At 47.8% G+C, this 25,446-nt stretch carries 25 protein-coding genes; 20 read left to right on the top strand and 5 right to left on the bottom strand.

What is annotated here, in order from left to right; genetic code table 11:
• Positions 1-34: 34 nt before the first annotated feature.
• The gene (locus KM934_RS03030; RefSeq protein WP_215759142.1) at positions 35-1,516 is read right to left on the bottom strand and encodes a tagaturonate reductase; all 1,482 of its coding nucleotides are present in this window, start codon (positions 1,514-1,516) and stop codon (positions 35-37) included.
• A gap of 249 nt (positions 1,517-1,765) precedes the next feature.
• Here KM934_RS03030 and pyk point away from each other — a divergent pair, with 249 nt between their 5' ends.
• Positions 1,766-3,217 (top strand): pyruvate kinase, encoded by a 1,452-nt coding sequence (pyk, locus tag KM934_RS03035; RefSeq protein ID WP_215759143.1) that lies wholly within the window; start codon positions 1,766-1,768, stop codon positions 3,215-3,217.
• Positions 3,218-3,408: 191 nt separating this feature from the next.
• Here the strand turns inward: pyk and KM934_RS03040 are convergent, their stop codons facing one another.
• Entirely contained in the window at positions 3,409-3,849 is a 441-nt protein-coding gene (locus tag KM934_RS03040) for a hypothetical protein (RefSeq protein ID WP_215759144.1), read from the bottom strand.
• A 156-nt stretch (positions 3,850-4,005) separates the two neighbouring features.
• Between KM934_RS03040 and KM934_RS03045 the strand changes: the two genes are divergently transcribed.
• The 9 genes from KM934_RS03045 (at position 4,006) to KM934_RS03085 (ending at position 12,964) form a co-directional block, all read left to right on the top strand.
• A complete protein-coding gene (locus KM934_RS03045; protein ID WP_215759145.1) occupies positions 4,006-4,428 on the top strand; it encodes a SoxR reducing system RseC family protein in 423 nt (140 codons plus the stop codon).
• 41 nt (positions 4,429-4,469) lie between these two features.
• Positions 4,470-5,342 (top strand): Fe-S cluster domain-containing protein, encoded by an 873-nt coding sequence (locus tag KM934_RS03050; RefSeq protein WP_215759192.1) that lies wholly within the window; start codon positions 4,470-4,472, stop codon positions 5,340-5,342.
• Positions 5,339-6,700 carry an electron transport complex subunit RsxC gene (gene rsxC, locus KM934_RS03055; protein WP_215759146.1) on the top strand — a complete coding sequence of 454 codons (1,362 nt, stop codon included), beginning with the start codon at positions 5,339-5,341 and terminating at the stop codon, positions 6,698-6,700. Before KM934_RS03050 ends, rsxC begins: the two co-directional genes overlap by 4 nt.
• A gap of 31 nt (positions 6,701-6,731) precedes the next feature.
• Positions 6,732-7,736, top strand: a complete 1,005-nt coding sequence (locus KM934_RS03060) for an RnfABCDGE type electron transport complex subunit D (RefSeq protein ID WP_215759147.1) — start codon at positions 6,732-6,734, stop codon at positions 7,734-7,736.
• 10 nt (positions 7,737-7,746) lie between these two features.
• Complete coding sequence (locus KM934_RS03065) at positions 7,747-8,364, top strand: RnfABCDGE type electron transport complex subunit G (RefSeq protein WP_215759193.1); 618 nt, start codon at positions 7,747-7,749, stop codon at positions 8,362-8,364.
• A 16-nt stretch (positions 8,365-8,380) separates the two neighbouring features.
• Complete coding sequence (gene rsxE / locus KM934_RS03070) at positions 8,381-8,968, top strand: electron transport complex subunit RsxE (RefSeq protein ID WP_215759148.1); 588 nt, start codon at positions 8,381-8,383, stop codon at positions 8,966-8,968.
• A 54-nt stretch (positions 8,969-9,022) separates the two neighbouring features.
• Positions 9,023-9,625, top strand: coding sequence for an electron transport complex subunit RsxA (gene rsxA, locus KM934_RS03075; protein ID WP_215759149.1), 603 nt, complete (start codon positions 9,023-9,025; stop codon positions 9,623-9,625).
• A 106-nt stretch (positions 9,626-9,731) separates the two neighbouring features.
• The gene (gene galE, locus KM934_RS03080) at positions 9,732-10,733 is read left to right on the top strand and encodes a UDP-glucose 4-epimerase GalE (RefSeq protein WP_215759150.1); all 1,002 of its coding nucleotides are present in this window, start codon (positions 9,732-9,734) and stop codon (positions 10,731-10,733) included.
• 536 nt (positions 10,734-11,269) lie between these two features.
• A complete protein-coding gene (locus KM934_RS03085) occupies positions 11,270-12,964 on the top strand; it encodes a putative transporter (RefSeq protein WP_215759151.1) in 1,695 nt (564 codons plus the stop codon).
• A gap of 206 nt (positions 12,965-13,170) precedes the next feature.
• Here the strand turns inward: KM934_RS03085 and KM934_RS03090 are convergent, their stop codons facing one another.
• Genes KM934_RS03090 through rfbC form a run of 3 tightly spaced genes read right to left on the bottom strand, consistent with a single transcriptional unit; the run spans position 13,171 to position 15,880 of the window.
• Positions 13,171-13,959 (bottom strand): DUF4738 domain-containing protein, encoded by a 789-nt coding sequence (locus KM934_RS03090; protein WP_215759152.1) that lies wholly within the window; start codon positions 13,957-13,959, stop codon positions 13,171-13,173.
• Between the two features lie 29 nt (positions 13,960-13,988).
• On the bottom strand, positions 13,989-15,305 hold the full coding sequence (locus KM934_RS03095) for a UDP-glucose dehydrogenase family protein (RefSeq protein ID WP_215759153.1): 1,317 nt from the start codon (positions 15,303-15,305) through the stop codon (positions 13,989-13,991).
• Positions 15,306-15,331: 26 nt separating this feature from the next.
• Positions 15,332-15,880 carry a dTDP-4-dehydrorhamnose 3,5-epimerase gene (gene rfbC, locus KM934_RS03100; protein ID WP_215759154.1) on the bottom strand — a complete coding sequence of 183 codons (549 nt, stop codon included), beginning with the start codon at positions 15,878-15,880 and terminating at the stop codon, positions 15,332-15,334.
• 140 nt (positions 15,881-16,020) lie between these two features.
• On the opposite strand from rfbC, the gene KM934_RS03105 reads away from it, so the two are divergent.
• The 10 genes from KM934_RS03105 to KM934_RS03150 all read left to right on the top strand — a co-directional run bounded on the left by KM934_RS03105 (position 16,021) and on the right by KM934_RS03150 (position 25,431).
• A complete protein-coding gene (locus KM934_RS03105) occupies positions 16,021-17,055 on the top strand; it encodes an HU domain-containing protein (RefSeq protein WP_215759155.1) in 1,035 nt (344 codons plus the stop codon).
• Positions 17,056-17,061: 6 nt separating this feature from the next.
• Entirely contained in the window at positions 17,062-17,592 is a 531-nt protein-coding gene (locus KM934_RS03110; RefSeq protein WP_215759156.1) for an FHA domain-containing protein, read from the top strand.
• A gap of 616 nt (positions 17,593-18,208) precedes the next feature.
• The gene (gene hisH, locus KM934_RS03115; RefSeq protein ID WP_215759157.1) at positions 18,209-18,805 is read left to right on the top strand and encodes an imidazole glycerol phosphate synthase subunit HisH; all 597 of its coding nucleotides are present in this window, start codon (positions 18,209-18,211) and stop codon (positions 18,803-18,805) included.
• Positions 18,802-19,524 carry a 1-(5-phosphoribosyl)-5-[(5-phosphoribosylamino)methylideneamino]imidazole-4-carboxamide isomerase gene (hisA, locus tag KM934_RS03120; RefSeq protein ID WP_215759158.1) on the top strand — a complete coding sequence of 241 codons (723 nt, stop codon included), beginning with the start codon at positions 18,802-18,804 and terminating at the stop codon, positions 19,522-19,524. Before hisH ends, hisA begins: the two co-directional genes overlap by 4 nt.
• Positions 19,514-20,281: an imidazole glycerol phosphate synthase subunit HisF gene (gene hisF / locus KM934_RS03125; RefSeq protein WP_215759159.1), complete on the top strand. Its 768-nt coding sequence runs from the start codon at positions 19,514-19,516 to the stop codon at positions 20,279-20,281. Before hisA ends, hisF begins: the two co-directional genes overlap by 11 nt.
• A 16-nt stretch (positions 20,282-20,297) precedes the next feature.
• Positions 20,298-20,939, top strand: coding sequence for a bifunctional phosphoribosyl-AMP cyclohydrolase/phosphoribosyl-ATP diphosphatase HisIE (gene hisIE / locus KM934_RS03130; RefSeq protein ID WP_215759194.1), 642 nt, complete (start codon positions 20,298-20,300; stop codon positions 20,937-20,939).
• Between the two features lie 23 nt (positions 20,940-20,962).
• Positions 20,963-21,673 carry a cell division ATP-binding protein FtsE gene (locus tag KM934_RS03135; protein WP_215759195.1) on the top strand — a complete coding sequence of 237 codons (711 nt, stop codon included), beginning with the start codon at positions 20,963-20,965 and terminating at the stop codon, positions 21,671-21,673.
• Between the two features lie 55 nt (positions 21,674-21,728).
• Positions 21,729-23,045 (top strand): aspartate kinase, encoded by a 1,317-nt coding sequence (locus KM934_RS03140; RefSeq protein ID WP_215759160.1) that lies wholly within the window; start codon positions 21,729-21,731, stop codon positions 23,043-23,045.
• Between the two features lie 40 nt (positions 23,046-23,085).
• Positions 23,086-24,243 carry a diaminopimelate decarboxylase gene (gene lysA, locus KM934_RS03145; protein ID WP_215759161.1) on the top strand — a complete coding sequence of 386 codons (1,158 nt, stop codon included), beginning with the start codon at positions 23,086-23,088 and terminating at the stop codon, positions 24,241-24,243.
• A gap of 30 nt (positions 24,244-24,273) precedes the next feature.
• On the top strand, positions 24,274-25,431 hold the full coding sequence (locus KM934_RS03150) for a glycosyltransferase (RefSeq protein ID WP_215759162.1): 1,158 nt from the start codon (positions 24,274-24,276) through the stop codon (positions 25,429-25,431).
• Positions 25,432-25,446: the final 15 nt, after the last annotated feature.

Genomic DNA, 25,446 nt, shown 5'->3' on the forward strand with positions numbered 1-25,446 from the left:
TTAAGGGCTGGTTTTGCCCACCGCGAATGGTTGCTTATAAAATGGTCTTTACTGCTTCAAGCATTCCCTTCTCTTGGATGAGGTCGAGATAGCGCTTCACCATGTCGCAGAGCCCTGGCACTGTTTGGTTGAGGTCCTCATGCCATACGTAGTCGAACGCTAACACGCCCTCAGCAACAGCCTGTGTATTGCCCGTTGCCCACAACTCGGTGAGGTGGTCCATAATCTTCTGGTCATCGTTGGGAACGATGTTGGTGCCGTCGTCGCGCTTTCCACCTTTATAATAGGTAATGATGGCGGCCAAACCCAATACCAATCCTTCGGGCAATTTACCCTTACGTTTGAGATAGGTCTTTACGCCGGGTAAGTCGCGTGTCTCGTATTTGGGGAAGCTGTTGAGCATGATGGATGTAACCTGATGGTCGACGAACGGGTTCTCGAAACGCTCGAGCACATCGTTGGCAAACTGCTTGCATTCGTCGATGGGCAGGTCGAGGGTTTGCATGAGTTCGTCGAACTGCACCTTGTGGATGTAGCTTCCGATAACGGGATGCTCGCATGCATCGCGAACGATGTTGACTCCGCTCAGGAAAGCCACAGGCGAGAGTACTGTGTGAGGACCATTGAGCAAAGTAACCTTGCGAGCATGGTAAGGCTTCTCATTGTCGGTGATGAGAACATGAAGACCAGCCTTCTCTGCGGGGAACTCCTCTCTCATCTGTTCGACGGTCATATTCTCAGCCTTTTCGATGACCCACAGGTGGAAGTTCTCCGCTTTCACTACGAGGTTGTCCTTGTAGCAAATCTTCTGTTGGATTTCGTTGATGGTGTCGCGTGGAAAACCAGGTACGATGCGGTCTACGAGTGTGGCGCAAACATAGCAATGATTGGTGAACCATGCCTTGAATCCTTCGTAGTCCTTACCAAGGTCGTTTTTCCACAGTTCAATATATTGGTAGATACACTCCTTCAGGTGATGCCCGTTTAGGAAGATGAGCTCGCAAGGCATAATGATCATGCCCTTTGTGGGGTCGCCGTTGAAATACTGGTAACGGTGGAACAACAATTGCACAAGTTTTCCAGGGTAGCTGGCCGCAGGTGCGTCGCCCAATTTGCAAGCAGGGTCGAAGGCGATGCCAGCCTCGGTGGTGTTGGAGATCACAAACCGCATCTCAGGCTGCTCGGCGAGCGCCATGAAAGCTTGGTTTTGGGTATATGGATTCAGCGCTCTGCTGATGACATCGATGCGCGTAAGCGTGTTGACGGGGGCGCCGTTCTCCTTGCCCTGTAAGTTCACATGGTACAGACAGTCTTGCCCGTTGAGCCAATCCACCATGCCACGCTCTATGGGTTGCACAACGACAACACTTGAGTTGAAATCGGTCTTTTGGTCCATGTTGTAAATAATCCAGTCGACAAATGCGCGAAGGAAATTGCCTTCACCAAACTGAATGATCCGTTCGGGCATTGCGCTTTTGGGTGCCGTGCGTCGGTTCAACGCTTTAAGTTCTTTCATGATGGAATGATTGTCTTAGTTATAAGTTCATTATGGGTTTGTGCAAGCAGAATCCATGGGGTATAAGTTATCCAATGGTTGTGTATTGCTTTATTACATGCAAAGGTAGTAATAAATATGAATGGGGTACATGGGTACGAGTGTTAAAATGTACGCAAACCTTTACGCTTGATAATTTATGATGGGTTTTACTCTCGTAATTCCAAAAAAATATAGTAACTTTGCACATACTCAAATAGGATCAAAATTATGAAACAGACTAAGATTGTATGTTCCGTCAGTGATTGCCGTTGTGATGTGGATTTTCTGCGAAAACTCTTCTTCGCTGGTATGAATGTAGTCAGGATGAACACGGCTCACGCTACTCAGGATGGTATTCGTAATATCATTAGCAATGTGCGTGCCGTTTCGCCGCATATTGGAATTCTCATTGACACCAAGGGCCCGGAGGTCCGAACGACCGATGTCAAGGAGAAAATCGCTTATAAAACAGGTGATGTGGTGAAGATCTTCGGTCGGCCGGAGATGGATACCACCCACGACATCATCAATGTGAATTATAAAGATTTCACTCGCGACGTGAAGGTGGGTGACCATATCCTCATCGATGATGGCCTGCTCGATATGGTTGTCATGGATATTGTGGGTCCCACGGTTTATGCCACCATGCAAAACGACGGTGTGTTGGGCGCTCATAAGAGCGTCAATGTGCCGGGCGAACATATCGATTTGCCAGCCCTCACCGAGAAGGATAAGCGCAACATCTTGTTGGCCATTGATGAAGATATTGATTTCATAGCTCATAGCTTTGTGAGATCGGCGGCAGATGTGAAGGCCGTGCAGGATATTTTGGATGAGCATCACTCAGACATTAAGATTATCGCAAAGATTGAGAATCAGGAGGGCGTTGACAATATCGACGAGATCATAGATGCCTGTTACGGTATAATGGTGGCTCGTGGCGACTTGGGTATAGAGGTTCCTATTGAGAAGATACCCGGTATTCAGCGCATGATTATCAATAAGTGTGTGCAGAAGAAGAAGCCGGTTATTGTGGCTACGCAAATGCTTCACACCATGATTGAGAATCCAAGACCCACTCGTGCTGAGGTGACCGATATTGCCAACGCCATCTATTCGAACACCGATGCGTTGATGTTGAGTGGCGAGACGGCAAGCGGAAAGTATCCGTTGGAGGCCGTGCAGACCATGGCTGCTGTAGCGGAGCAGGCCGAGCAAGACCGCTTCAACTTGGGTTATCAGGACGAGGTGCCTCTCAATGAGCGTTGCACGCAGCGTGAGTTTCTTGCTCACGCGGCTATCGACTCCACTCGCCTGTTAGGCGTTTCGGGCATCATCACCGACTCGGAGACGGGTGAAACGGCACGCAACCTGGCTGCCTTCCGTGGTCCTAAGCCTGTGCTGGCCATCTGTTATAAGGAAAAGACGCAGCGGTGGCTCAATCTTTCGTATGGTGTCATTCCTATCTACCAAAAGGAACACGTGAGCCCCGACTACATGTTCACGGCTGCGCTTCGTATGCTCAGGCAGAAGGGGTACATTCGTTTGGAGGACAAGATCGCATATCTGTCAGGTTCGTTTGGCGAGGGTGGTGGCACCACATTCCTCGAAGTGAACAAGGTGAAAGATTATTTCGACAAGAACTACGAGTTCCACTTGCCCAACATGGAAAACAAGTAAACAATAATTTGGAATCGAAATAGTTTTGATTTCACACTCATATAATTGTACAAGCGGGAAGCCTCTCTAACTATGGAGGATTCCCGCTTGTGTATTTGGGTTCACCAAACGTGTTGCATAGGTGACGATATACATTCGTGTGATAACATGTATGAACCTGTAGGCTTGCCGTTGTGAATGGTTGGAGACAATTAGTCCTCAAGCAGGTCGGTCAGGAAATTGTCGAGGTCTTGGTCCAATCCTTCCATAAGGTCACCGCCTAAGATGACGGTGTCGTCATCGGCTACATACAATTCGGCGATGAAATTCTTTTCCTCGTCTTCCAATACAAAACTGAAGGGTTTCAGGATGCCCATCGCGTCGATAGCCTCGTGATTGTTCCTCCAAACCTTACGAAGTGTTGCCGTTGCTTTTTCGTAAAAGTTTTCGTCTTGGTTGCCAATCCACTGCTCCACCACACATCGAGTGATTTCTTTGTCGTCGTCGTCAAAGGCAACCAGCTCACCACTGTCTTGCGAGATGCGCACGTGAACGTCTGTCATGATGGACGTGTCATCACAAGTGGGGAATTTCTCAACAATCTTTCTTAAAAATCGCTCTGTTTGGAGAGTTGTCAGCTCGGTAGCTTCCATAATGTAGTATTTATTAGATTTATTGCAAATATACCATATTATTGATTAAGTTCAAAGAAATATAGCCTTAATTTGAACAAGATTTGAAAAAAATAGTGATTCTTTTGAATAATCCGAATAATATTGGTAATTTTGAGCGCAAGTTATGCGTTATTGATGAACAAGAAAATTCAGCACAGCGGTATCATCGATTTAGTGGACAGTAAGCATGTTGTGGTGCGAGTCACCCAAATGTCAGCCTGCGCGTCGTGCCAGATAGCAGGCCATTGCCGTTCGTCAGAGTCGCGTGATAAGCTTATAGAAGTTTACATGGATGACACAAACACTTTTCATGTGGGTGACCCAGTTCGTGTTATAATTGATGCAAAGGTTGGGTACCGCGCCTTAGCTTTAGGAATGGCATTTCCCTTGGTGTTGCTTATAAGTGTAATGGTGTTGGTGCTCATGTTGGGCGGAACCGAAGGAATGGCGGCGTTGAGCGGATTAGCATCGCTAATACCTTATTATTATATGTTGTTTCTTATGAGAAAAAAGATACAGCGGTCCGTTTCGTTCTTGGTGGAGAAGGCGAGCTTTTGATACGAACGATTCTTATACGAATACAAATACAAAAAATAATGATGATTTTTATGTTGACTGCAGTTATCGTCTTGGCTGTCATTGCATTGATAGCCGCGGTGGTGCTCTTTGTCGTTTCAAAGAAGTTTGCAGTGGAAGAAGATCCCCGAATAGGCCGGGTGCAAGAAGTGTTGCCTGGCGCTAACTGTGGTGGATGCGGCTTCGCTGGATGCTCAGGATTGGCCACCGCTTTGGTGGCAGGTGCCGACAAGGGTAGCATTGAAGGGCTGAGTTGTCCGGTTGGAGGTCCTACTGTTATGGGACAAGTGGCCGATTTGTTAGGCATGGCCATTGAGGCGAGTGATCCCAAGGTTGCCGTTGTGCGTTGTAATGGTGGTTGCGAGAGTCGTCCACGCGTAGCAGAATATGATGGTTTGCACACATGTGCGGCTATGAATGCTACGGGAGCAGGTGAGACGGCATGTGGCTATGGCTGTCTTGGCTGTGGCGATTGTGCTGCTGCGTGTCAGTTTGGAGGTCTTCGCATGAATGAGGAAACAGGACTCCCAGAGGTGGACGAAGACGTGTGTACGGCGTGTGGTGCTTGTGTGAAAGTCTGCCCCCGACATATTATAGAACTTAGGAAGAAAGGCCCCAAGAATCGCAGGGTGTTTGTGTCGTGTGTCAACAAAGACAAAGGAGCCGTGGCCCGCAAGGCATGTCAGGCAGCCTGCATAGGATGTGGCAAGTGCCAGAAAGTATGTAAGTTCGATGCCATTACGGTCGTTAATAACATTTCGTATATCGACGACTCGAAATGCCGACTCTGTACTCAATGTGTTGACGCTTGTCCTACACATGCCATCGTGAAGGTTCATTTCCCCATCAAAAGAAACGTTGTGAAACTCGAAGAAGAGAAGGAGGAACAAGCATGAAGTTGCATACATTTAAAATAGGTGGCGTTCATCCAGAAGATAACAAGCTTTCTTCCGACGTGGTGGCTGTGGAGGCCGCTTTGCCCAAGGTGGCGGTGTTCCCGTTGTCGCAGCATATTGGCGCTCCGGCAAAACCAGTGGTTGGCAAAGGTGACAAGGTGAAGGTTGGGACGATGATTGCTGAAGCCAGTGGTTTTGTGTCGGCTCCCATTTTCTCTTCTGTCTCGGGCACTGTGGCTAAGATCGATACCGTCATTGACGCTACGGGTTACCAAAAGCCTGCCATCTTTATCAATGTGGAGGGCGATGAGTGGGAAGACCGTATAGATCGGTCGGAAACGTTGGAAACATTGGCCAACCATCCCGAACTTACCCCAGAGGAAATAGTTGCTCGGGTCAAGGATGCTGGAGTGACAGGCATGGGTGGCGCAGGATTCCCCACCTTTATCAAGTTGACGCCACCGCCGACGGCCAAGGCGGAGTGTGTTATTATAAATGGCGTGGAGTGTGAGCCCTATATTACCGCAGATTACCGCCTTATGATGGAACATCCGGATGAAATATTGGTGGGTCTCGACCTGCTCATGAAGGCTGTGCGCGTGGAGAAGGGGTTCATAGGCATTGAGGAGAATAAGCCTGAGGCCATTAGGTTGTTGACGGAGAAAACGGCTCATGATCCGCGAGTGGAAGTGGTTCCCCTGAAGCAGAAATACCCTCAAGGAGGAGAAAAGCAACTTGTGGACGCCGTTATGAACCGACAGGTTCCGGCACCTCCAGCCATTCCTGTGAGCGTAGGTGCTGTGGTGCAGAACGTGGGAACAGCCTACGCCGTTTATCAAGCCGTGATGAAGCGTAAGCCTCTTTTCGAGCGATACACCACGGTGACAGGTAAGCGTTTGGATCATCCTGCTAACTTCATCGTGCGTATGGGGACGCCCTTTGGTCAATTGATAGAGGCTTGTGGTGGCCTTCCCGACTGTGACAATAAGGTGCTGGCCGGTGGTCCCATGATGGGAAAAGCGGTCTTGAACCTGGATGTACCAGTATGCAAGGGAACCAATTCGGTAACCGTTTTGTCGGGAGCAGACGCTCATCGGCAATCGGCCCAGCCCTGCATACGTTGTGGAAAGTGTGTGGAGGCGTGCCCCATGGGCTTGGAACCCTATTTGTTGGCAACGTTGTCGAGCCTGAAGGATTATGATAGGCTTGAAAAGGAAGAAGTGACCAGTTGCATATCTTGTGGATCGTGCCAGTTTACGTGCCCTTCTCATCGTCCGATTCTCGATAACATTTTGCAGGGAAAGGGTGCTGTGATGGGAATCATCAAGGCACGTAACGCCGCAAAACAAACAAAATAATAAAGAGTAGTAAATTCAGAAAACACATATCATGGGAAAGTTAATCGTTTCACTATCCCCTCACGCCCACGGCCTTGACAGTGTGGAGCGCAACATGCGTGGTGTGATTATCGCCTTGTTGCCTGCTCTTTTGGTGTCGTTCTATTACTTTGGCCTGGGTTCTGTGGTGGTCTGCCTAACCAGTATTGCCTCGTGCATGTTCTTTGAATGGGCCATCACCAAATATTTGCTTCGTCGTCCGACCACGCTTTCGGATTGCTCAGCCATGCTGACAGGTTTGCTCTTGGGCATGAACTTACCAAGCAATTTCCCCATTTGGATGATACTCATTGGCTCGTTAGTGTCTATAGGTGTTGGTAAGATGACGTTTGGAGGTTTGGGCTGCAATATATTCAACCCTGCACTTGTGGGTCGTTGCTTCTTGCTCGTCAGTTTCCCCGCCGCCATGACTTCGTGGCCTGTCTCGGGACAGATGGACGCCTACACTGACGCCGTTACAGGTGCCACGCCTCTGAGCCTTATGAAAACGGCCATTAAAACAGGCAACTCCCATTTGTTGGAGAATTTGCCGAGCTCGATCGATATGTTATTGGGCAATATGTCCAATGGTATGGGAGCCGGCACGATGGGTGAGGTTTGTGCCTTGGCCTTGTTGCTGGGACTTGTCTATATGCTTTGTAGACGTATCATCACGTGGCACATTCCTGTAAGCATTATCGCTACAGTACTTGTGTTTAGTGGACTGTTGCATCTCGCCAATCCTATTTATGCCAATCCGCTTCAGGTAATTCTCAGTGGCGGTCTGTTGTTAGGCGCCATCTTCATGGCTACCGATTATGTTACGTCGCCCATGACGCATCGTGGACAAATCATATACGGAGTTGCCATAGGATTCTTGACGGTTGCCATTCGTAACTGGGGAAGTTACCCAGAGGGAATGTCGTTTGCCATTCTCATCATGAACGCATTCACCCCATTGATCAACTTTTATGTAAAACCCAAACGGTTTGGCGAGAAGCCAGCCGCTAATAGATAGGAGGTGCATGATGGAAAAGATGAAATCATCCTTATTTAATATGGTGATGGTTCTTGTTGGCTTTGCCATAGTCATTGCCGTTCTCTTGGCGTGGGTCAACCATATCACGGAGGCCCCGATCAAGGCAAAGGCAGAGAAAACCCTGCAGGATGGCATACAAGAGGTAATGCAAACGCAGGACATGAAGGTGACAAAGAACGATACCATTAGACAAATGGCCGATGGCAAAGAGACCGTCTTTGTTGTGCATGAGGTTGCCAATCAGGCCGGAAAAGGCATTGGCGCTGCTGTGGAAAGCACTGTGATGGGCTTCGGGGGCGATCTGAAGGTGCTGGTAGGCTTTGACGATTTGGGTAAAATATTGGGGTATACCATCTTGCAAACGTCTGAGACACCTGGCTTGGGAATGAAGGCCGACAAGTGGTTTCAGAAGGACGGCAAGGGAAATGTTATTGGTAAATCCCCTGCTACTGGCGATCTGGCGGTAAGTAAAGACGGAGGCGATGTAGACGCAATCACGGCTTCAACCATTACGAGCCGTGCATTCCTGAAGGCTATCAATCAGGCATACGCTGCTTATGCCCATAAGGGTGTTGATGGCGATAGTGGGGCAAGTAAGCAAATATAATAATGTGTAGGAAGAAATGAGCAAATATAAGATTATACTGAATGGGCTGATTAAGGAAAATCCAACGTTCGTGTTGTTGTTGGGTATGTGTCCCACCTTGGCCACCACGACCAGTGCTCTGAATGGCTTGTCGATGGGATTGGCCACCATGTTGGTGCTCTTGTGTACAAATACGGTTATCTCTTGCATAAAGCGCATCACGCCTGGCCAAGTGCACATTCCTGTTTTTATCATTGTGATAGCCGCTTTTGTCACCTTGCTGCAAATGTTCATGTCGGCTTATGCGCCTGATGGCATCAATAAGGCACTTGGCATTTTTATTCCGCTGATTGTGGTTAACTGCATCATTTTAGGACGTGCTGAGAGCTTTGCATGTAAGCATACACCACTCGAAAGCCTTTGTGACGGAGTGGGCATTGGCTTAGGATTTACCTTTGGCTTGACCCTGTTGGGTGTGGTGCGCGAATTGTTGGGGGCGGGTTCTGTATTTGGAGTTGTGCTTCTGCCTGAGACTACCAATATGCTCTTGTTTATCCTTCCTCCGGGAGCCTTCATCACATTGGGCTATCTGATAGCCATCTTCAATCGTTTTAAGGCGAAGTAATGACAGCGCCACCAGTGTGTGCGCATGCAAAAGTAAATTATTAAAGTGAATAGTATGGAATACCTACTTATATTTATCAGTGCGATATTTGTCAATAATATCATATTGAGCCAATTTCTTGGCATCTGTCCTTTCTTGGGTGTGTCCAGGAAGATTGACACGGCCCTTGGAATGGGTGCCGCCGTGGCCTTTGTGCTCACGCTTTCGACCATCGTTACGTGGCTGGTCCAGACCTATGTACTCAACCCATTAGGACTTCAGTATCTGCAAACTTTGGCTTTTATCTTGGTCATAGCCACGTTGGTGCAGATGGTAGAGATCATTCTGAAGAAAGTTAGCCCACCGCTTTATCAGGCTTTAGGTATTTTTCTGCCATTGATAACCACCAACTGTGCCGTTCTGGGAGTTGCTATTCTTGTCATTCAGAAGGATTTCAACTTGTTGTCGAGTATCGTCTATGCCTTCTCCACAGCATTGGGATTTGCCCTTGCCCTTACGGTTTTCGCTGGCATTCGCGAACAGTTGTCGTTGGTTCAAGTACCCAAAGGCATGCAGGGAATGGCTATTGTGTTGGTAACAGCAGGATTGCTTTCCTTAGCCTTCATGGGCTTCTCTGGAGTGGACCTTGGGCTGCGCCAAATGATGGGACTGCAATAAAAATGAGGATTATTGCAAAAAAAAACAAGATTTTGGATACTATAATAAAAAGATTTTGTAACTTTGTCACGAATTAAAGACCAAATATTTTAATACTATACCAGTCATGAAACAGACTATTCTTGTTACAGGTGGAACCGGTTTTATTGGCTCTCACACAACAGTGGAATTGCAGCAGGCCGGCTACAAGGTCGTTATTGTCGATAATTTGTCTAACTCTAACATTCAAGTGCTTGATGGCATTGAGAAGATAACGGGCATCCGTCCTGCTTTTGAGAAGGTGGATCTCCGCGACAAGGACGCTACGGAAGCTGTGTTCCAAAAGTACCCTGATATTGAAGGCATCATTCACTTTGCTGCCAGCAAAGCTGTGGGCGAGAGCGTGCAGAAGCCTTTGCTCTACTATCGTAACAACATCGTTTCCTTGGTCAACCTGCTCGAGTTGATGCCTAAGTACAATGTAAAGGGTATCATCTTCTCTTCAAGTTGCACAGTTTATGGCCAGCCAAAGCCTGAGAACTTGCCTGTCACTGAGGCTGCCCCTCACCAAAAGGCTACATCACCTTATGGTAACACCAAGGAGGTCAATGAGCAAATTATCTACGACTATATCCACAGTGGTGCTCCCATCAAGAGCATCGTTTTGAGATATTTCAACCCAATTGGCGCACATCCCACAGCTTTAATCGGTGAGTTGCCTAATGGTGTTCCGGCCAACCTGATTCCTTTCGTCACACAGACTGCCATGGGCATTCGCAAGGAGTTGACCATCTTCGGTAAGGACTATGATACGCCTGATGGCACTTGCATCCGTGACTATATCTATGTTGTCGATTTGGCTAAGGCTCACGTTGCCGCTATGCGTCGCGTGCTTGACGATGAGGATTCTCCCGCTATCGACTACTTCAACATTGGTACAGGTCACGGCAACACCACGCTGGAGATTGTGGAGACCTTTGAGAAGGCTACGGGTGTTAAGCTCAATTGGAAGTATGGTCCTCGCCGCGAGGGTGATATCGAGAAGATTTGGGGCGATTGCAGCAAGGCCAATAAGGTGCTTGGCTGGTCGGCCGACACACCTCTTGATCAAGTGCTCGCTTCTGCTTAGAAATGGCAGCAGAAGTTGCGCGAGAACGGGATCATGTAATCCCTCTCTTATATTTACGAAATAAAGGCGGGGCTTTGCCCCCCGCATTTTTGTGTTTGTGTTGTTGTGAGGTCGCGACGTGAGTCGTGGCCTCATTTTTGTTTTGATGGTTGTTCCTGTTTGCGATTTTCTACAATGGTGTGAAAACCTTACTCTAAAAAAGTGCGTGGGGATTATTCAGCGAAAGCCAGAGCGTTTTTTATGACGAACCTGTTGTTATTCGTTTCATGAACAGGATCAAACTTAGTTCATTATGCAATATGTTGTAGTATAGGATTTTAGGTAAGTTTATAATGTTTCGTAAGACTTTTTTGTGTTTACTTTAGGGGTTGTCAAGCTGTTTGCGGTGTTTTTTTTCGTTTGGCAAAGAGTATTTAGTCCATTATATTTCTGTTTTTATCACATTTACATAGGCGATAGTTGCTTTTACCTTGAATAATTACTTGTTTTATTGGGGGAAATGTTGTACTTTTGTAGAAGTTTAAAAAATCTACAAAATGGACTGGATTATCAATCTCTTTACTACGACCGACAGTGTAGCCCATATTGCTTTGCTTTACGCTATCGTCATTTCTGTTGGCATACTTTTGGGCAAGGTGAAGGTTGGGGGAATCTCCCTAGGTGTCACCTTTGTGTTGTTCGCAGGCATTGTGGCTGGCCATGTTGGCTTTACGGCCCCTAAGCCTATTCTTACGTTTGTGCAAGACTTTGGCTTGATTCTCTTCGTCTTCTGCATTGGTTTGCAGGTGGGACCAGGTTTCTTCGAGAGTTTCAAGCGAGGAGGTGTCACTCTTAATGTGCTTTCCACCGTTACGATCTTTCTGAACGTGCTGGTTATGTTTGCGTGTTATTACATTTTCTTCGACACGTCAGACATCAATAACCTGCCCATGATGGTGGGTACGCTCTATGGAGCTGTTACCAATACGCCAGGACTTGGTGCCGCAAATGAGGCTATGACTACTGTGTTCGGAAATCTTCCGGTACCTCAGATTGCCAATGGATATGCATGTGCTTATCCGTTGGGCGTGGTGGGAATCATTGGTGCTACGATTGCCATTCGCTATATCACACGTACCAAGCTTGAGGAAGAAGAGAACAAGTTGAACGAGGCTGAGGCCGACAACACTCAAGTCAAACCTAAAAGCATGACGTTGCTCGTGAGCAATGCTTATTTGGCAGGACGCAGCTTGCAGCAAATTACGGAGTTCCTCAATCGTGACATTGTTTGCACACGACTGCATCATGGAGACGAGGTTGTTACCCCTCGTCGAGATACCGTGTTCTCTGTAGGCGACCAGGTGCTTTTGGTTTGTGCAGAGGCTGACGCAGAGGCCATCAAGGCATTCATTGGTCCTGAGATAGAGACGGACTGGGAGGTTGAGGACGATAAGACCCCCATGATCTCAAAGCGTGTGGTTATTACCAATCCCAAGATGAACGGTAAGACCCTTGGCAAGATGCATTTCTCTAGTGTTTATGGTGTGAACATTACGCGTATCACACGCCAGGGAATGGACCTGTTTGCCAGCCGTAACCACCACTTCCATGTGGGCGACCGCATCATGGTTGTAGGCCGTGAGGATAACGTGAACCGTGTGGCTGAGCTTATGGGTAACTCGGTGAAGCGCCTCGACGCGCCCAACATTGCAACCATTTTCATTGGTATTTTTGTGGGTATCTTGTTTGGTAGTATACCATTCTCCATTCCAGGAATGCCTGTGCCATTGAAGTTGGGTATTGCTGGTGGTCCGCTGATTATTGCCATCCTCATTGGTCGTTTTGGCTATCGCTTCAAACTGGTTACCTATACCACAACGTCTGCCAATATGATGTTGCGTGAGATGGGGTTGGCCCTATTCTTGGCCAGTGTCGGAATTAAGGCAGGTGCTGGTTTCTGGGAGACGGTAGTGCAAGGCGATGGATTGAAATATGTATATACCGGTTTCCTGATAACCATCATTCCTATTCTTATTATTGGAACGATTGCCCGTCTGAAGTTTAAGTTCAATTACTTTACGATTATGGGTATGCTTGCCGGAACTTATACAGACCCGCCTGCATTGGCGTATGCTAATTCCATTTGCTCAAAGGAGGCTCCTGCTGTGGGCTATTCTACTGTTTACCCATTGAGTATGTTCTTAAGGATATTTGCGGCACAGATAGTGGTGCTATTCTTCTGCGGAGCCTAACGCCTTTAGCATCTTTCAGCTAAAGGAAATGCTGACAAGGGTAGGGAAGATGGTCCCACGCTTGTCAGCATTTTCATTGATGCTATAATATAAAAAGAAAAGTCCGCAATCATTTTCTTGGCTAAGAACGCCAAAAGAATGATTGCGGATTCTATTTGTATGGTGCGTTTCTTTGTTCTTCTTGTAACTTTGTAAGCTGTAAGCTATTACACCTTCATTCTTAATTTACCCTCGTAGCTAACGATTAACTCTATTTGGAAACTACTAATGTTGTCGGGCATTCCCAAGGATGCCGTGTAATGGATGCCTTCCTGGTCAACCTTCTTGAACAGCACATCATTTAAGATGATTTGTTGGATGACATCCTTAGGTATGAAACTGGCAAATTGTTGTTTGTGGAAGTCGCGTGAGAATAGTTTCTTGGCACCTTGGTACACATTCAGATTTACGATGTTATCGTAATAGACGTTCCCAACCTCAACACCTTCGTCATTGTACGATGACTTTACCACTTTGTAGCTTGTGGGGTTTACTTGCACATAACAGTGATAACGCTTGCCCTCATAGCTGACAATCGTGTCGCGACGAATCAATTGGTTTTGATTGATGGCCTGTGGTTTCTCGTGGCGGAATGCATTGGCGTCGTCTGGGTCGTCGCTCAAAGTAAGCCTAACCTCGTCACCGTTTTGGTTTTTGAAAACAAACAGGTGCCGTGTCTGTTTGACTACTGGGTATTTTACCTCGTTTACCCCATGAAGCACCAACGTGTCGTCGATGATTTGGAAGTAGACGGGTAAACTTGTTGTGTCAGGATAGAAGATGGTGTCGCCCTTTGCTTTGAAAGCCACAGTTTGTGCATCCTCATCAACCCAGATGCCCTGAAGCATTTTTTTTGCGGTGGTGTCCTCTTGGGGCGTATTAGGACTGCTAGCTTTGTTCTCGCAAGCAGTCAGAAGGGCCAAAAAGGCAACAACCAATATAGTCAGTCTTTTCATTACCAATTCTTTATGTGAGCAAGCCATAGTTAGCGGCCTATGCAATGATACTCGAAGCCAGCCTCGGCCAACTCCTCTGGGTCGAAGATGTTACGTCCGTCAATGATCAATTTCTTGTTCATGGCGCTTCCTACCACATCCCAACTTGGCAAGCGAAATTCTTTCCATTCTGTGAGTAGTAGTAACGCGTCGGCATGGAATACGGCTTCGTATTTGTCGCGGCAGTAGATAACGTTATCTCCAACACGACGACGGCACTCGTCCATGGCTACAGGGTCAAAAGCGCGTATAGTGCAACCGGCTTCCTTCAGCAACTTGATGATTACCAAAGCGGTCGACTCTCGCATGTCGTCGGTCTCAGGCTTGAATGACAATCCCCAAAGAGCAATGGTCTTGCCCTTGAGCGACTCTCCATTGTATGCAGCTTGCAGCTTGTGGAAGAGTATCGATTTCTGCTTTTCGTTAACATGTTCAACGGCTTTTAGCACCTCCATCGAATATCCGCAGTCGTCCGCGGTCTTGATAAGCGCTTTCACATCCTTGGGGAAGCATGAACCACCATAGCCACATCCTGCATAGAGAAATTTGCGGCCGATACGTGTGTCGCTGCCTATGCCTTGGCGAACCATGTTTACATCAGCGCCTACACATTCGCAGAGATTAGCGATGTCGTTCATAAACGAGATGCGGGTGGCCAACATGGAGTTGGAGGCGTACTTGGTCATCTCGGCGCTGGGAATATCCATAAAGATGACCCTAAAGTTGTTGATAAGGAAAGGCTTGTAAAGTCTTGTGAGAATGTTCTTTGCGCGTTCGCTCTCTATGCCTACTACAACGCGGTCGGGACTCATGAAGTCTTTGATGGCGTTGCCCTCCTTTAAGAACTCTGGGTTGCTGGCAACGTCGAATGCAACGTCAACGCCGCGTTTGTCGAGCTCTTCCTGAATGGTGGCTCTAACCTTGCGTGCCGTGCCTACGGGTACCGTGCTCTTAGTTACTACAACAAGGTATTTGTTTAAGTTCTGGCCTATAGTTTTTGCCACTTGAAGCACATATTTCAAGTCGGCTGATCCGTCCTCGTCGGGCGGTGTTCCAACAGCAGAGAACACAATCTCTTGTTCATTTAGTACCTCGGGTAACGATGATGTAAATTTCAGCCTTCCGGCTTTCACGTTCTTCAGCACGAGTTCATCGAGACCTGGCTCGTAGATGGGGATCTCGCCCTTTTTGAGACGTTCAATTTTATTGATGTCCACATCTACACAAGTAACATTGGCTCCTGTGTCGGCAAAGCATGCGCCACTTACCAAACCTACGTAACCTGTTCCAACAATGGCTATATTCATAATGTAATGTTAAGGTTAGATTTTAATTATTCGAATACATCAGCATCGCAAAGTTGCGGTGCTTTCAAATCTTTCTCACTTGTAACGACATTCTTTGAATCGATAGGCCAATGGATGTCGATGTCTGGATCGTTCCAGCATATGCCAGCCTCGTGTTGAGGGGCGTAAACATTGTCCACTTTATATGTGAAGATGGCCTCGTCGCTTAATACAAGGAAACCATGGGCAAACCCTCGTGGTATAAAGAGTTGACGTTTGTTGTCTTCTGAGAGCTCCACCATCACATGCTTTCGGAATGTGGGCGATGATTTGCGAATGTCTACGGCAACATCAAGGACGCGCCCTTTAATGACACGCACCAACTTGGCTTGTGAGAATTCTCCTTTTGGGTAATGAAGGCCTCTAAGGACGCCATAACTGGATTTCGATTCGTTGTCTTGAATGAAGTGGATAGGGCCAACGTGCTCTTCGAATTCGCCTGCTTTCCAAGCCTCAAAGAAGTAGCCGCGGCTATCATCGAACACGTTAGGTTCGATAATCCAAACTCCTTTAATTTCTGTTTCTTTGTATTCCATTTCCTTAGAAAATACGTATTATGCCACAAAGATAATCATTTCGTTTGAATTGAAATCGTTTCTAAAACAATATTATCAATTTTTGCTTTTTTTACCACAATATCTTGCTCCGTCGCCATATTTTTAGTACTTTTGCAGTTGTGATTGAATTAGACAGACATCTTGAGATATTGCTTCTGAGCAACGATTGTGTGATCGTGCCAGACTTCGGAGGCTTCATGGCACATCATGTTGACGCTCGGAGGGATGGTGCGGATGGCATGTTTTTGCCCCCTGCTCGGACAATTGGATTCAATCCCAAGCTCACGATTAACGATTCTTTGTTAGCTCAGTCGTATGTGGAATGCTACGACATTAGCTATCCCGAGGCCTTGCGACGTATTGTCGACGAGGTCAGAGAGTTGCGTCAGCATATTGAGAATGATGGCTATTATGAGTTGCACGGCATTGGCGTGATCTCGCTTAACAGTGAGGGCCGCTATGTGTTTGAGCCTTGTGAGGCCGGTATATTGACACCCTCTCTCTATGGCTTGTCGGGTTTTGAGATTCTCTCATTGCGTGAGATTGAAGTTGGGCGTAAGACAGAAGGTCTTATGATGGTTGACGGTGCGGGGGCTACTACCGGTGGCGGTGTGGTTGTTACATTGGCCGATAAGGTGGAAGAGGAGGAAGACGAAACAGTTCCTGGCCAGCGTATGGTAATGCTTTGGCGTACGGTAGCTGCCGCATGTGTTGCTGCGTTGATATTCTTGTTGTTTCCTTCACCCTTGGACAATAATCAGAAATTGTTGACTGCGGGTACTATCAATGTCGACCTTCTTCAGAAGGTTCTTCCCAAGACAGAAGTATCTGGAATTGATATAGAGGCCAATGGCATTAGTAAGGATGCCAAAGATGCTGAGCCTGTGTCTGACGCACAGAATAATGCTCCGCAAGAATCGCATGAAGGTTTTGTCATTGTTTTGGCAAGCCGCGTAACCAAGACCAATGCTCAAACTTATGTGGAAAGTTTGCATAAGCGTGGTTACCAGGATGCGAGAGTGGTAAGTGACCCTCGCAACACAAAGGTAGTCTACGGATTCTATAATTCTAAGGCAGAAGCCTACGACTCGCTTAACGACTTAAGGAAGGTCGGAGAGTTTAATGAGGCGTGGGTTATGAAACATCATCAATAATCATTCATGAAAAACGTTCGTTGCCCTCAATGCCAACACGTCATTTCTTTTGACGAAACGAAATACGAAAATGGTCAAGTTCTTGTTGTGAGATGTCCATCTTGCGATAAGAAATTTGGTGTGCGTGTTAAGCGTGAGGTGAAAGAGCCTGTTAACGAATCTGCTAACGTGGATGAAGATGCGCTTCAGGAGCCGCAGAGAGAGAGTTGTGGACGAATTGTCGTTATTGAGAACAACTACTGTTATCAGCAGGAGTTCCCCTTGTATATGGGTGATAATATCATCGGAAGAGAGAAGAAGAACTATGTAGTGGATTGCCCTATTGAGAGTGGTGACCTGAACATAGATTATAGACATTGCGTGATTAGCGTAAGCCGAAAGAAGAGCGGAAAACTTCAGTTTGTATTGCGCGATATGCCCAGCAACAAAGGTACGTTTGTTGAGGGTCTGCGCTTGGCTCCGAAGGAGAGGAGGGTTATTGAAGACGGATCGGTCTTTACCATTGGTCTTACGTCGGTTATGCTCAAACTTTCATAAACGTTTTGTGTGGCAACACTTGTTGTTGACATATTGTCACTTAGTAGTTGGCTTTGTCATTTTTAACTCTTAGGATGAGTTTTGGGTGTGAGCATCTCTGGGGTTATTTGCGAACCCGACATTATGCTTGAACCCGACATTATGCTTGAACCCGACATTATGCTTGGGCTCGATATTTTGCATGAACTCTTTGTTTGCTTACACTCTGCATCTGCTTGCTTTTTTTTGTTTTACTATGATTCGTTATGCAATCTTTTTTGTTGCAAACGGCCTGAAACAAAAGCCACCCCGAGTTGTATTCCTAAGTTCGGTTTGCGTTTAAGAAGCAAGATTGATTGGCATTTGTATTATTGGTTATACGCTGCATAACCCCTTTTGGCGATTAGTTGCGTAACAATCGTAGGCTGCCGACTGATGGGAAGCACTCGGGTAACAGACTTGGTTTGCAATGTAATGCGTTGTCCCGTGGACTTAGGTAATTGTGGTAAAACAGCGAATAGTTATACATTTCTATAAAAAATCCCTTGCTTTTCTACAATTCATTTTTCTATTTGATAGAATTTATGTAAATTTGCAATGTTATAGGAGCTATGATACCTCTAAATTTGAAAGGGAAATGGAAGTTGCCATCGTTAAATATAATGCGGGAAATATATTCTCGGTGATAAGCGCTTTGAAAAGACAAGGTGTTGAACCCGAGTTGACTGACGACGCTGAGCGGTTGGCTAAGGCTGACTGTGTTATCTTCCCTGGGCAGGGAAATGCTCGAACTACGATGGATAATCTCAGGAGAAGTCGTTTGGATGAAGTGATTCGTTCCCTCACACAACCCGTTTTGGGCATTTGCGTAGGCCAACAATTGTTGTGTCGGCATTCTGAGGAAGGCGATACGGATTGCATTGGGGTGTTCCCAGTTGATGTGAAACGATTCCGTCCCGATAGCCTCGAACAGAAGATTCCGGCTATGGGTTGGAACGCCTTGTACGACCTGTCCTCTCCTTTGATGCATGGTCTCTCGGCTGATGATTATGTTTATTTCGTACATAGTTATTATGCTCCTGTTTGTCCCTTCACCATCGCTAAGGCCGATTATATTCAACCTTATTCGGCATCTTTGCATAAAGACAACTTTTGGGCTACCCAGTTTCATCCTGAGAAGAGCGGGAAAGTGGGAGAACAGATTATTAGCAATTTTCTTACTTTGGCAAGATGAAAATACAACTGATACCAGCAATCGACATACTTGACGGAAAATGTGTTCGTTTGACCAAAGGCGACTATGACCAAAAGAAAGTCTACGATGATAACCCTATCGACCAAGCCCGTCGTTTTGAGGACATGGGGTTTACTCGTTTGCATGTCGTTGACCTTGATGGCGCCAAGTCGAAGCATATTGTCAACGAGCAAGTGCTTTGCGACATTACCTCCCACACACATTTAGAGGTTGATTTCGGAGGAGGCATTAAGTCGGATGCCGATATCCAAAAAGCTTTCGAGGCTGGAGCTTCTATGGTGACAGTAGGTAGCGTGGCGGTAAGCAACCCCGACCTGTTCGTCTCTTGGTTGGAGAAGTATGGTTCCGACCATTTGATATTGGGCGCTGACACAAGTCATGGCAAAATCTCCGTTAATGGATGGTTGGAGAATTCCGAGGAAGAACTGATTCCCTTCTTGGGACGTTACGTCAACGAAGGTGTTACCAATGTGTTGTGCACGGAAATCTCTCGAGATGGCACCTTGAGTGGTCCTGCAATCGACTTATATGTAGATATCTTGAAGCATTTTCCTCACATGAACCTCATTGCCAGCGGAGGCGTGGGCTCGACCGATGATATTGTAAAGTTGGACGAGGCGGGTGTCCCTGCCGTTGTCTTTGGCAAGGCATGGTATGAGGGGCGTCTCGACGTAAATCGTTTAGGGTATGGCAAATAGAGGTCTTGCAAAGCGCATCGTTCCTTGTTTGGATGTCAAGGACGGGCAAACTGTTAAGGGAACCAATTTCGTCAACCTTCGCCAAGCGGGCGATCCGGTAGAGTTGGGTAAGGCCTATAGTGATGCCGGAGCTGATGAGTTGGTGTTTCTCGACATAACCGCTTCTTTGGAAGGTCGTCGTACCTTCACCGATATGGTGACCAAGGTAGCGTCAGAGATTAACATTCCATTCACTGTGGGTGGCGGCATTCACGAGTTGAGCGATGTGGATAGGTTGCTCTATGCTGGTGCTGACAAGATCAGCCTTAATAGTGCAGCCATCAAGACCCCATCGTTGATTGATGAGATCGCTGCGAAGTATGGTTCTCAGGTCTGTGTTTGCGCCATCGACGCCCGATTGGACGATCGGGGATGGTATTGCTATATGAATGGTGGGCACACTCCAACCGACTTGCCTCTCTTCGAATGGGCGCATGAGGTGGCTGATCGTGGAGCAGGAGAAATCTTGTTTACGAGCATGAACCATGATGGTGTGAAGCAAGGCTTTGCCCTCGAGGCGTTAGCCCGTTTGGCCGAGGACGTTCCGGTCCCAATCATAGCCAGTGGTGGTGCCGGAAAGAAAGAGCATTTCCGTGATGTCTTTACCTTAGGACATGCCGATGCAGCGCTCGCTGCCAGCGTTTTCCACTTTGGAGAGATAAACATCCGTGAGTTGAAGAAATACTTGAGAAACGAAGGAGTTAATGTTAGACTTTGATATTTAACAAGCCATGATAAAGATAGATTTCGATAAAATGGGAGGCCTCGTGCCGGCCATCATCCAAGACGCCGTAACGAAAAACGTGCTGATGCTTGGGTTCATGAACGAAGAGGCTTATCAGAAGACAATAGATACAAAGAAGGTTACTTTTTGGAGCCGCACGCGCAACTGCTTGTGGACCAAGGGCGAAACGTCGGGCAACTACTTGAACCTGGTTGACATCAGGTTGGATTGCGACAATGACACGCTCCTTGTCAAGGTGCATCCACAAGGCCCCACCTGTCACTTGGGCACCGACACTTGTTGGGGCGAGGACAACTCGCTGAACCCCATTCTGTTCTTGTCAGAGTTGCAAAACTTTATCAACAAGCGCCATCAGGAAATGCCTGAAAATAGCTACACCACCAGTCTTTTCAAGAAGGGCATCAACAAGATGGCCCAGAAGGTGGGCGAAGAGGCCACAGAGACCATCATCGAGGCTACCAATGGAACCAACGACCAATTGGTGTATGAGTCGTCTGACTTGTTGTATCATCTCATAGTGATGCTGACCGCCAAGGGCTTGAGTATCGAGGATGTGGCAAGCGAACTGATTAAGCGCCACGATCCCAATTGGGACAAGGCCAGGAGAATGAAAAAGAGTAACCAAGCGTAATAACTAAACTAAGAATCATGGGCATGCTTATTGATTACAAGCAAGTAAAAATATACCAACAGGAGAAGCTTATCCTCGACCAGGTTGATTTTCATGTTGAGGAAGGCGAATTTGTATATATCATTGGTAAGGTGGGCTCGGGCAAGAGCTCTTTGTTGAAGACCCTTTACTGCGAGCTCGACATCTACCAGGATGAGGCCGAGAAGGCAGAGGTGTTGGGCCGAAGCCTTACGTCTATTCGTCGAAAGGACATTCCTGCGTTGCGCAAGGAGATGGGCATCATCTTCCAAGATTTCAAGTTGTTGACCGACCGAACCATCTACAAGAACCTTCAGTTTGTGTTGAAGGCCACAGGTTGGAAGAAGAAGGACGAAATCAACCAGCGCATTGAGGAGGTCCTCACCGATGTAGGTTTGCTGGATAAGAAAGATAATCTTCCCCACGAGTTGTCGGGTGGAGAGCAGCAGCGCATATCCATTGCCCGTGCGTTGTTGAACCATCCTAAGGTGATCATCGCCGATGAGCCCACGGGCAATCTCGACCCGGAGACGGCCAACAACATCGTGAAACTTCTCAAGGACATTACCACGAACGGAACAGCCGTGGTCATGTCGACCCACAACATCCCCATGCTCGACCGTTACCCTGGTGTGGTATACCAATGTGCGGATGGGGCCATGCGCGATGTAACGTCCTCTTACAACAAATTGAATCTTTCCGAGGAGCAAGACTGATCCTTGGGTCCGCATCATTTTATAGAATAAAAAACAACACATAAAGCATACAATCATGAAGGTAATGAAGTTTGGTGGCACATCGGTTGGTAGTGCCGAGAGAATGAAAAACGTTGCTTCCCTGATCACGGAATCTGGTGAGCCTAATTTCGTGGTACTTTCAGCCATGAGCGGTACAACCAACTCATTGGTTGAAATTAGCGATTATCTTTACAAGAAGAATCCTGAGGGTGCCAATGAAGTGATCAATGCGCTGGAGAAGAAATACCAGCAGCACGTGGAAGAACTTTATAGCACCGACGAATATAAGCAGAAGACCCGTGAGTTCTTGGCAGAGGAGTTCGACTATCTCCGTTCGTTCACCAAGGATCTTTTCACAAGCTTTGAGGAGAAGACCATTGTTGCCCAAGGCGAGGTGATGTCTACCAACATGGTGGTCAACTACCTGAACGAGCAGGGCGTCAAGGCCGTGCTTCTCAACGCTCTCGATTTCATGCGCACCGACAAAAACGCCGATCCCGATCCTCAATACATCAAGGAGAAGCTCCGTGCCATTATGGAGAAGAACGAGGGCTACCAGATTTACATTACCCAGGGATTTATTTGCCGAAACGCATACGGTGAGGTCGACAACTTGCAACGTGGTGGTTCCGATTACACCGCCTCTTTGATTGGCGCCGCCCTTCCTGCCGACGAGATTCAGATTTGGACCGACATCGACGGCATGCACAATAACGACCCTCGCGTGGTGGAGCACACCGACGCCATCCATCAGCTCAACTTCGAGGAGGCTGCCGAGTTGGCTTATTTCGGAGCCAAGATCCTTCACCCTACGTGTGTGCAACCAGCCAAGTTTGCAGGAATCCCCGTTCGTTTGAAGAACACGCTGGACCCCAAGGCAGATGGCACCATCATCGACAATGTGCTGATTCGAGGCAAGATCAAGGCCGTGGCAGCCAAAGACAACATTACGGCCATCAAGATCAAGTCGTCGCGCATGCTTCTGGCCACCGGCTTCCTTCGTAAGATTTTTGAGATCTTCGAGAGCTACCAAACCCCCATTGACATGCTGGCCACGTCGGAGGTGGGCGTTTCCATGAGCATCGACAACCATTCGCATCTTAACGAGATTGTCGACGAACTGAAGAAGTATGGAACCGTTACCGTCGACACCAACATGTGCATTGTCTGCGTTGTGGGCGACCTCGATTGGAGCAACCTCGGCTTTGAGACCATTGCCACCGATGCCATGCGCGACATTCCCGTTCGCATGATCAGTTACGGCGGAAGCAACTACAACATCTCCTTCTTGATTAAGGAGTCTGACAAGAAGCGTGCTTTGCAGAGTTTGTCCGACACCCTGTTCAAGTAAACGTCCCCAACAACACAACACAATCATACAAGCACTACACATGAAAGGTATTTTTCCCATTGAAAAGTTTCAGAAAGTAAGAACTCCGTTCTACTATTATGATACTACGCTATTACGAGCCACGCTCCATGAGATCCGCAAGGAAGTGGAGCGCCGTGAGAATTTTGTTGTCCACTATGCGGTCAAGGCCAACGCCAACCCGAAGATTCTGAATATTATTCGCGAGGCAGGATTGGGTGCCGATTGCGTTAGTGGTGGCGAGATTGAGGCAGCTTTACGTGCTGGTTTCCCGGCCAGCAAAATAGTCTATGCGGGTGTGGGTAAGAGCGATTGGGAGATTAACCTTGGGCTCGACAACGACATCTTCTGCTTCAACGTGGAGAGCATAGCCGAGCTGGAGGTGATCAACGAGCTGGCTTCTAAGAAGGGCGTGGTGGCCAATGTGTGCCTTCGCATCAATCCCAACGTAGGTGCCCACACGCATGCCAACATCACCACGGGCCTTGCCGAGAACAAGTTTGGCATAGCCATGAACGATATGTTCGACGCCATCGATGAGGCCTTGTCCATGAAGAACATCCGCTTTAAGGGTTTGCATTTTCACATTGGTAGTCAGATACTTGACATGGGCGACTTCAAGGCCCTCTGCAATCGCATCAACGAGCTGCAGGCCGAGTTGGAGCGTCGCCATGTTCGGGTGGACAACATCAATGTGGGTGGTGGTCTTGGCGTGAGCTACGACCATCCCAACCACATTCCGGTGCCCGACTTCCAATCGTATTTCTCCACCTTTGCGCGCCATCTCACGCTCCGTCCCGGCCAGTCGTTGCATTTCGAGTTGGGGCGTTCGGTGGTTGCCCAGATGGGATCGCTCATCACCAAGGTACTTTATGTGAAACAAGGAGCCACCAAGCAGTTTGCGATTGTCGACGCCGGCATGAGCGACCTCATTCGCCCCGCGCTCTATCAGGCCTATCATAAGATTGAGAACCTCACCGGCGACGGTCCTCTTTGCCCCTACGATGTTGTGGGTCCCATTTGCGAGTCGAGCGATGTCTTTGGCAAGTCGGTCGATCTCAATGAGGTGCATCGAGGAGACATTTTTGCCATTCGCTCTGCGGGAGCCTATGGTGAGATCATGGCTTGCCAATACAATTGCCGCCCCCTTCCTCAGGGATATATCACCGAGGACTTTTGACATTGATATTATAACATAGGATTAAAGAACATGGTAGAAATGTTATCCGACAACGTTGCGATTATCTTGGGCATCGCCGCTCTCTTGTTGGCTTTGACCACACCCTTTTTCAGTCCTCTTTTCAGATGGAAACGAAAAGAGGAGGAGGCGCACGATGTCGATTTGCAGCCTGTGTCCATCATCATCGCTTCGCACGACGATGCCCAGCAGTTGGAGAAGCACCTTCCGTCCATCCTTCAGCAGGATTATCCTGTTGGGTATGAGGTCATTGTGGTTATCCAAAAGGGCGACCACGATGTTGAAGACGCGCTCAAACGCATTAAGTACACCTACGAGCAGCAGGGTGGCGACGCACATTTCTACGTTACCTACATTCCTCAGACCTCGCGTTATATGAGCCGGCGCAAGCTGGCCATTACGTTGGGTGTGAAGGCCGCCAAGAACGAGTGGTTGTTGTTGCTCGATTCCGATTGCGCTCCCTCTTCGCCCCAATGGCTTGCCGCCATGGCCCGCCCTTGCGCTGACGAAAAGTCGTTGGTCGTGGGCTATAGCAGTTACGACGCCGACACCTCGTCGTTTAAGCGTTACGAGCGTTTCTACCATTTCTGTTATCTGTTGCGCGAATGTGGCACGCAGGCCTACCGCACCAATTGCCCCATTGTCATGTTCCGCAAATCTCAGTTTATGTCGCAAAATGGCTACCTTGGCAATTTGGAGTTGGTTCGTGGCGAATACGATTTCTTGGTCAACAAGTATGCTGAGCCCGATGCCACGGCCATCTCTGTGAGTCCCACCGCATGGGTCATCCAGGATTCGCCCACCCGCAAGTCGTGGCTTAATGCGCATGTCTATTATATGGAGACGCGCAAGTTGCTCCAACGTGGCTTTCTCCACCGTTTGGTGTTTGGCGCCGACCAAGTGGCGATGCGCTTGTTCACCTGCGTGTCGCTTGCCGCATTGGCCTACTCGGTGCTCACCCTCAACTGGCTGTTGCTGGGTGTGGCCTTGTTGAGCGTCGTGTTAGAACTTCTCTTGCGCTATTGGGTCGACAAGCGCGCTATCCATCGTTTTGGCGAATCGTTCCCCTGGGCGTTCGTCTACGACCGTGTGATCATGTGGTCGGACCTCTATTTCATGATGCGCCACAAGTTTGCCGACCGGCGCGATTTCACCACCCATAAGCAATGATGGGATAAAAGCATC

Origin of the sequence: Hallella faecis (genome assembly GCF_018789675.1) — a bacterium.
Lineage (GTDB): Bacteria > Bacteroidota > Bacteroidia > Bacteroidales > Bacteroidaceae > Prevotella > Prevotella faecis.

Excerpts from the sequence above, each read along its gene's own strand:
- KM934_RS03030 (WP_215759142.1), bottom strand. The coding sequence starts at position 1,516 with ATGAAAGAACTTAAAGCGTTGAACCGACGCACGGCACCCAAAAGCGCA.
- pyk (WP_215759143.1), top strand. The coding sequence starts at position 1,766 with ATGAAACAGACTAAGATTGTATGTTCCGTCAGTGATTGCCGTTGTGAT.
- KM934_RS03040 (WP_215759144.1), bottom strand. The coding sequence starts at position 3,849 with ATGGAAGCTACCGAGCTGACAACTCTCCAAACAGAGCGATTTTTAAGA.
- KM934_RS03045 (WP_215759145.1), top strand. The coding sequence starts at position 4,006 with ATGAACAAGAAAATTCAGCACAGCGGTATCATCGATTTAGTGGACAGT.
- KM934_RS03050 (WP_215759192.1), top strand. The coding sequence starts at position 4,470 with ATGATTTTTATGTTGACTGCAGTTATCGTCTTGGCTGTCATTGCATTG.
- rsxC (WP_215759146.1), top strand. The coding sequence starts at position 5,339 with ATGAAGTTGCATACATTTAAAATAGGTGGCGTTCATCCAGAAGATAAC.
- KM934_RS03060 (WP_215759147.1), top strand. The coding sequence starts at position 6,732 with ATGGGAAAGTTAATCGTTTCACTATCCCCTCACGCCCACGGCCTTGAC.
- KM934_RS03065 (WP_215759193.1), top strand. The coding sequence starts at position 7,747 with ATGGAAAAGATGAAATCATCCTTATTTAATATGGTGATGGTTCTTGTT.
- rsxE (WP_215759148.1), top strand. The coding sequence starts at position 8,381 with ATGAGCAAATATAAGATTATACTGAATGGGCTGATTAAGGAAAATCCA.
- rsxA (WP_215759149.1), top strand. The coding sequence starts at position 9,023 with ATGGAATACCTACTTATATTTATCAGTGCGATATTTGTCAATAATATC.
- galE (WP_215759150.1), top strand. The coding sequence starts at position 9,732 with ATGAAACAGACTATTCTTGTTACAGGTGGAACCGGTTTTATTGGCTCT.
- KM934_RS03085 (WP_215759151.1), top strand. The coding sequence starts at position 11,270 with ATGGACTGGATTATCAATCTCTTTACTACGACCGACAGTGTAGCCCAT.
- KM934_RS03090 (WP_215759152.1), bottom strand. The coding sequence starts at position 13,959 with ATGAAAAGACTGACTATATTGGTTGTTGCCTTTTTGGCCCTTCTGACT.
- KM934_RS03095 (WP_215759153.1), bottom strand. The coding sequence starts at position 15,305 with ATGAATATAGCCATTGTTGGAACAGGTTACGTAGGTTTGGTAAGTGGC.
- rfbC (WP_215759154.1), bottom strand. The coding sequence starts at position 15,880 with ATGGAATACAAAGAAACAGAAATTAAAGGAGTTTGGATTATCGAACCT.
- KM934_RS03110 (WP_215759156.1), top strand. The coding sequence starts at position 17,062 with ATGAAAAACGTTCGTTGCCCTCAATGCCAACACGTCATTTCTTTTGAC.
- hisH (WP_215759157.1), top strand. The coding sequence starts at position 18,209 with ATGGAAGTTGCCATCGTTAAATATAATGCGGGAAATATATTCTCGGTG.
- hisA (WP_215759158.1), top strand. The coding sequence starts at position 18,802 with ATGAAAATACAACTGATACCAGCAATCGACATACTTGACGGAAAATGT.
- hisF (WP_215759159.1), top strand. The coding sequence starts at position 19,514 with ATGGCAAATAGAGGTCTTGCAAAGCGCATCGTTCCTTGTTTGGATGTC.
- KM934_RS03135 (WP_215759195.1), top strand. The coding sequence starts at position 20,963 with ATGCTTATTGATTACAAGCAAGTAAAAATATACCAACAGGAGAAGCTT.
- KM934_RS03140 (WP_215759160.1), top strand. The coding sequence starts at position 21,729 with ATGAAGGTAATGAAGTTTGGTGGCACATCGGTTGGTAGTGCCGAGAGA.
- lysA (WP_215759161.1), top strand. The coding sequence starts at position 23,086 with ATGAAAGGTATTTTTCCCATTGAAAAGTTTCAGAAAGTAAGAACTCCG.
- KM934_RS03150 (WP_215759162.1), top strand. The coding sequence starts at position 24,274 with ATGGTAGAAATGTTATCCGACAACGTTGCGATTATCTTGGGCATCGCC.